Origin of the sequence: Flavivirga rizhaonensis (genome assembly GCF_004791695.1) — a bacterium.
GTDB lineage: Bacteria > Bacteroidota > Bacteroidia > Flavobacteriales > Flavobacteriaceae > Flavivirga > Flavivirga rizhaonensis.
This window is the reverse complement of record NZ_SRSO01000005.1, coordinates 193,049-199,158: the sequence shown is the minus strand read 5'-3', so window position 1 is coordinate 199,158 and position 6,110 is coordinate 193,049. Positions and strand designations below refer to the sequence as shown.

Genomic DNA, 6,110 nt, shown 5'->3' with positions numbered 1-6,110 from the left:
GTACTATATTTTATGCCTTAAAGCGTTTAAGGATTAGCAATGAAAAAAACGCTTTACCGTCCTAAGTCAGATCGGTTATCTAGGCTCTTATTTCAACTGAAGATATTCCGATATGAGTTTGTTGAAAGTCGCCCTGTCGTCTATGTTGGCGAAAGTGGATTTGCTGTCGGTGCACCTAGAAATAGAGGTTATAGCATAAAAGGACAAAAGTATTATGCAAGTAAAGATTGGCACGCAAGAGGAAGGATAAACGCCATTGGAGCCATAACAAACTTCAAATTGCTAAACGTTTGCCTGTTTGATGCCAATATAAACGCAGATGTTTTCTATGCATGGCTCACGCAAGAATTACTTCCTAACATACCAGATAACCCTGTCATCGTAATTGACAATGTGTAAAATAAATCCCAATCTGTCTTTCTTAAGGGTTTATTGATGTGTAACCAATTGTTTTTAGAATACTTAACTTGTTGTTATGAAGACTTTTTATGAAGTAATCGGGTAAGCTTAATAGATAAATCGGTTAAAATAATTTTAGAATTACCATTACGTTCAATATGGTAAATAGCGTCTTGAAGTTCGTCGCTAATGTCCAAAATATTATTGCCATGTATAAAAGGGGCAAAGTTTTCTAACTTAAATTTTGGCGTTTTTGGCTCTAAAAATACTAAGTCGGTAGCGTTATAATTTAGCAATAATGCCTGTCTAAAAAAATCTAAGCAGAAATGTAAAAATTGCTTTTGTGTTTCCCGTCCAGTTTTGGCTATGTCTTCGCTCCAAGAAATAAGATCGTGTATCGCTGCTTTATTCCCTTTTGCTTTAAAGGCACTTCGAATCCAGAAAATAAACCATTCTTCAAATTGTAAATCTTCAGAATCCTGATAAACTAAATCACAAGCTTTATTATAATTTCCATTGGATTGATGTGCAATTTTAGTTGCAACAGACATGTCTAAGCCATAATTTTTAACTAAAGCATCTTTTATGACATCTTCTGCCAAAGGCGGAAAATGTAGAATTTGACAACGAGACCTAATGGTATTAATTATTTGCTCCTCATCTTCAGCAATAAGAATAAAAATGGTTTTATTTGGAGGTTCTTCAATAAGTTTTAAAAGTTTGTTGGCACAGGCCGTATTCATTTTTTCTGCCATCCATATAAGCATGACTTTATAACCACCTTCGTAAGATTTTAAAGTTAGAGATTTTACAATTTCATGGGCTTCGTCTACACCTATTTGTCCTTGTTTATTGTCAACACCAAGCAATTTATACCAATCAAAAAGATTCCCATAAGGTTGTTCTTTTAGTAATTGGCGCCACTCTTCTAGATAAATACTGGAAACAGGATGACTTTTTGCCTTGTCGCTGGTAGTTACCGGAAAAGCAAAATGCAAATCCGGATGCGATAAATTTTTAAATTTTAAATTACAAGCTTCATTTCCAGTGGTGTTTTTTCCGTCCGTATTCGAACATAGAACATATTGAGCGTATGCTAATGCCATTGGCAAAGTACCACAGCCTTCATTTCCAACAAATAATTGGGCATGCGGAATTCTACCATTATCAACACTTTGTGTTAAATGATTTTTAATATGATCCTGACCTAAAACATCCTCAAAAAGCATAAAACAAACCTACACATTTTTTATTAGATGTTAAAGCATAGAAACGATAAGTAAAGTGAATAATCTTGCCATTTCTATAAATGTTTTTTATATCACAAGAATACTTTTCGGTATTTAACATAATGTTGTAATAAACACAAAATAAATCGACTTATTTTTATATATTCAATGAAGTGGTTTAAATTTTTTTGATTGAAGCGAAAAATAATAATTTTATTCCTAATATGAAGTGTTTTTTGAGCTGCATAGCATCGCTACGGAGTAATAAAAAGACAAAATATAGGGATAAAAGAATATTTTGTAGCTAAAAAGTTTAAAGCACTTCAATAAACCCAGATTAATTAAAATGACTCAAAACGCTATTCTTTTTATTCCTGATATTTCAGGGTTTACAGAATTTGTGCATCATACAGATATTGGTCATAGCAAACATATAGTTTCCGAGCTATTAGAATTGTTGATTGATACAAATACTATGGGCTTGGAGTTGGCTGAAATTGAAGGTGATGCCTTATTTATGTATAAACTTGATAGTCAAGTTGATGTTTTAGCTCTTGAAAAGCAAATTGAAGCCATGTATTTAGCGTTTCATACGCATATTAAACGTTATGAATACCAGCGTATTTGTCATTGTGGAGCCTGTTCTTCTGCGTATAATTTAAAAATTAAATTTGTTGTCCATTATGGTGAAATTGAATTTATAGAAGTTAAAGATTCTAAAAAACCATATGGAAGCCATGTCATACAAATTCATCGTTTGCTTAAAAATGATGTACCCTTAAAAGAATATGCAATTTTTACTGAAAGTGTTCGCCCTGTAAATGAAACGAATAAGCTAATTGCAGCGTATGATTTTGGGTCTATTACTTTTACATACAATCCGTTATCGCATTTAAAAGATAAGCTTCCGGAAATTGAACCCATTCCCAATAATGTTCCTAAGCATAAATTATTTGATGAAACTCAATTGATAAAACTTCCTGCTTTAGAACTTTATGAAGTGATTAGTAATTTTGATTATAGATTGCTTTGGACAAAGGGTGTTGATAAATTAGAATACGAGAAAAATAAAGTGAATCGTGCAGGGCAAAAACATAAATGTTTAGTAAATAAAAATGAGCAAATAGAGCAAACCACAGTTAAGAAAATAGTGAACAAAAACCAATTAGTATATGGTGAATCTACAACCAATGTGCCATTTACCAAACGTATGAATAACTATTTTATTCTGGAAGAAACAGAAGAAGGTTATACAAAGCTTCGAGTTGAAGTTTTTGCAGACTTTAAACCTTTCGGAATTCTTATGAAACCTCTTATGAAAAAAAATATCAGGGAAATTATTTCAGAAAATATTAAAGAGCTTACTCACCTAATAGACTCTGGCTTTTCAACAAAAAACTAAAGAATACCAATTTACTTAAGTGCTATTTCAAAGTTAAATAGGTATAAAAATCAATTTATTAATAATCTTCACAAGCTATATCGTTTTCGTAAAAAAACAGGTTTTATAGCTGTTTTTAATTAGTTACATTTGTGTGTTAAATAGTTGAAAAGCATAAAATAAACATGAATGAAATATTTATGTTCGGTACTTAAATAGACTTGACGTGAATATTACATTCGATAATAAAAAATAATAAAAGACGAACCAATGAAAACGCTTAACGATTTTAATTTTGAAAACAAAAAAGCACTAATTCGCGTAGATTTTAATGTGCCTTTAAATGAAAACTTTGAAGTGACAGATGCTACAAGAATTGTATCTGCTAAACCAACTATTGTTAAAATTTTAGAAGATGGCGGAAGCTGTATTTTAATGTCTCATTTAGGACGTCCAAAAGGGTTTCAAGATGCCTTTTCATTAGGTCATATTGCAGAAAAAGTTGAAGACATTTTAGGTGTAGAAGTAAAGTTTGTGAAAGATTGTGTTGGAGCTGAGGTTGAAGCCGCTGCTGCTAGTTTAGAACCAGAACAGATTTTACTATTAGAAAATTTACGTTTTTATAAAGAAGAAACAGCTGGAGATAAAAGCTTTGCAGAGAAACTGTCTAAATTAGGAGACATATATGTAAATGATGCTTTTGGTACAGCCCATAGAGCCCATGCATCTACAACTATTGTTGCAGAGTTTTTCCCAGAGAATAAATGTTTTGGAAGCCTATTAGCACAAGAAATAGAAAGTATTGAAAAGGTTATGAAAACTGGAGAAAAACCTGTTTTAGCAATACTAGGAGGTGCTAAAGTATCCTCTAAAATCACGATTATAGAGAACATTTTAGATAAAGTAGACCATTTAATTATTGGAGGCGGTATGTCGTTTACCTTTGTTAAAGCACAAGGAGGAAAAATAGGTAACTCTATTTGCGAAGATGATAAAATGCCATTGGCTTTAGATATCTTAAAACAAGCAAAAGAGAAAAACGTGAAAGTACATATTCCTGTAGATGTGATTGCTGCCGATGACTTTAGCAATGATGCTAATACACAAACCTTAGATATAAATGAGATTCCAGATGGTTGGGAAGGTGTTGATGCAGGACCAAAATCGAGAGCACAATTTCATGATATTGTAATGCAATCTAGAACCATACTATGGAATGGTCCATTAGGTGTTTTTGAGATGGAAAGTTTTGCTGGAGGCACTATAGAATTAGGAAACTCTATTGCCGAAGCTACTAAAAATGGTGCCTTTTCTTTAGTTGGAGGGGGTGACTCTGTTGCTGCTGTAAAACAATTTGGATTCGAAAACAAAGTAAGTTATGTTAGCACTGGTGGTGGTGCCATGCTGGAAAGTTTAGAAGGAAAAACATTACCAGGAATAGCTGCCATTTTAGAATAATATTCAATTAAGCTTTCAGATTAGCTTAAAAAATACGATTTTAGCCATAGTATCGTTCAATAATTACCTGAATAGATTTTATGGCTTTTCGTTTTTTTATAGTTATTATACTCCTAAATATTGGAACTTGTTTTGCTCAAGTTAAAGATTCTGTTTCCTCACAAAAAGAACAAATTAAAGACTCTTTGATTGATGGGAAACCACAGATCGTTAAACCCATTAAAGCCCTTGTAGATAGTACTTCAATAAAAGAACTTGAAGACAATGAGCTTGCCGCAAAATTTGATGAAAAATGGTTTGAAGAGTTGTATAGCAACACATTGTTTGATACCATATATAAATCTGTTACAGAATTAACTTTTGATGAAGTTGATTACCCAGAACTACATACCGATACACTTAAGGCACGTTTAAAAGAATTAGATGCCAGAACGCCTTTTAATGTAGCATATAATCCAGCATTAGAAAGTGTTATTAAATCATATTTAAAACATAGAAGAAAGTCCATTCAAAAACTAATTACATTGAGTGCTTTTTACTTCCCTATGTTTGAGCGCGAACTTGATAATCATGATATTCCTTTAGAAATAAAGTATTTAGCTATTGTAGAATCTGCTCTTAAATCCAGAGCCAAATCTAGAGTTGGTGCCACAGGATTATGGCAATTTATGTTTAGTACAGGAAAAATGTATGGGTTAGATGTAAGTAGTTATGTCGATGAGCGTAGCGATCCTATAAAATCTACTGAAGCCGCAGCAAAATATTTATCAAAACTTTATGAGATTTTTGGTGATTGGGATTTAGCTTTAGCGGCATATAATTCGGGGCCTGGAAATGTTACCAAAGCAATTAGGCGCTCTGGTGGTTATCAGAATTATTGGAATATAAGACATAATTTACCTCGTGAAACAGCAGGATACCTACCTGCATTTCTAGCTAATATGTATATTTTTGAATATGCAAAAGAACACGGGTTTAAACGACCTAAACCAGAAGTAGCATATTTTGAAACTGATACTATTAGAGTAAAACATATGATTACTTTAGATCAGGTATCCGAAGTTACAGGCACGCCTATTGAAGAACTTCAATTTTTAAATCCATCATATAAATTGGATATCATTCCAATTATTAAAGGAGAAAATTATGTTTTAAGGCTACCTATTGATGTTATAGGTGATTTTGTAAATAATGAAGAAAAAATTTATGCGTTTGCCAAAGCCGAATTTGATGCACGAGAAAAACCATTACCTCAATTTTTTAATGCGACCGATAGAGTGCGATATAAAGTAAGGTCTGGTGATTATTTAGGGAAAATTTCCAGAAGATATGGTGTTAGGGTTAGTGATATTAAAAAATGGAATGGCCTAAGAAGTAATAATTTAAAAATAGGACAACGCTTAACTATTTATCCTAGGAAACCATACGTTGCTCCTCCAGCTTCATTAAAAAAACCAACAAAAGTCATACCTATTTCTGGCGATGTAATAACCTATGTTGTAGAAGATGGCGATTCATTATGGACCATCTCACAAAAATTTCCTGGAGTTTCTGTTCAAAACATTAAAGATTGGAACGGTATTAGTGGTAATAAATTAAAACCAGGAATGAAACTTAAGATATCAAAAGGTTAATTCCAATAA

The 6,110-nt window shown here is 32.4% G+C and carries 5 protein-coding genes; 4 read left to right on the top strand and 1 reads right to left on the bottom strand.

Features of this window, described 5'->3' with window-relative positions; all coding sequences use genetic code 11:
• The first annotated feature begins 39 nt into the window (after window positions 1-39).
• Window positions 40-399 carry a transposase gene (locus EM932_RS05495; RefSeq protein WP_135876173.1) on the top strand — a complete coding sequence of 120 codons (360 nt, stop codon included), beginning with the start codon at window positions 40-42 and terminating at the stop codon, window positions 397-399.
• A 74-nt stretch (window positions 400-473) separates the two neighbouring features.
• On the opposite strand, the gene EM932_RS05490 is transcribed toward EM932_RS05495, so the two are convergent.
• Window positions 474-1,628, bottom strand: a complete 1,155-nt coding sequence (locus EM932_RS05490; protein ID WP_135876172.1) for a DNA polymerase III subunit — start codon at window positions 1,626-1,628, stop codon at window positions 474-476.
• Between the two features lie 346 nt (window positions 1,629-1,974).
• Here EM932_RS05490 and EM932_RS05485 point away from each other — a divergent pair, with 346 nt between their 5' ends.
• The 3 genes from EM932_RS05485 (at window position 1,975) to EM932_RS05475 (ending at window position 6,101) form a co-directional block, all read left to right on the top strand.
• Window positions 1,975-3,030 carry a DUF2652 domain-containing protein gene (locus EM932_RS05485; RefSeq protein WP_135876171.1) on the top strand — a complete coding sequence of 352 codons (1,056 nt, stop codon included), beginning with the start codon at window positions 1,975-1,977 and terminating at the stop codon, window positions 3,028-3,030.
• Window positions 3,031-3,279: 249 nt separating this feature from the next.
• On the top strand, window positions 3,280-4,467 hold the full coding sequence (locus EM932_RS05480) for a phosphoglycerate kinase (protein WP_135876170.1): 1,188 nt from the start codon (window positions 3,280-3,282) through the stop codon (window positions 4,465-4,467).
• Window positions 4,468-4,547: 80 nt separating this feature from the next.
• The gene (locus tag EM932_RS05475) at window positions 4,548-6,101 is read left to right on the top strand and encodes a LysM peptidoglycan-binding domain-containing protein (protein ID WP_135876169.1); all 1,554 of its coding nucleotides are present in this window, start codon (window positions 4,548-4,550) and stop codon (window positions 6,099-6,101) included.
• Window positions 6,102-6,110: the final 9 nt, after the last annotated feature.

Bases quoted from the DNA above. Each gene is read 5' to 3' on its own strand.
- EM932_RS05495 (WP_135876173.1), top strand. From the start codon at position 40: ATGAAAAAAACGCTTTACCGTCCTAAGTCAGATCGGTTATCTAGGCTC.
- EM932_RS05475 (WP_135876169.1), top strand. From the start codon at position 4,548: ATGGCTTTTCGTTTTTTTATAGTTATTATACTCCTAAATATTGGAACT.
- EM932_RS05485 (WP_135876171.1), top strand. From the start codon at position 1,975: ATGACTCAAAACGCTATTCTTTTTATTCCTGATATTTCAGGGTTTACA.
- EM932_RS05490 (WP_135876172.1), bottom strand. From the start codon at position 1,628: ATGCTTTTTGAGGATGTTTTAGGTCAGGATCATATTAAAAATCATTTA.
- EM932_RS05480 (WP_135876170.1), top strand. From the start codon at position 3,280: ATGAAAACGCTTAACGATTTTAATTTTGAAAACAAAAAAGCACTAATT.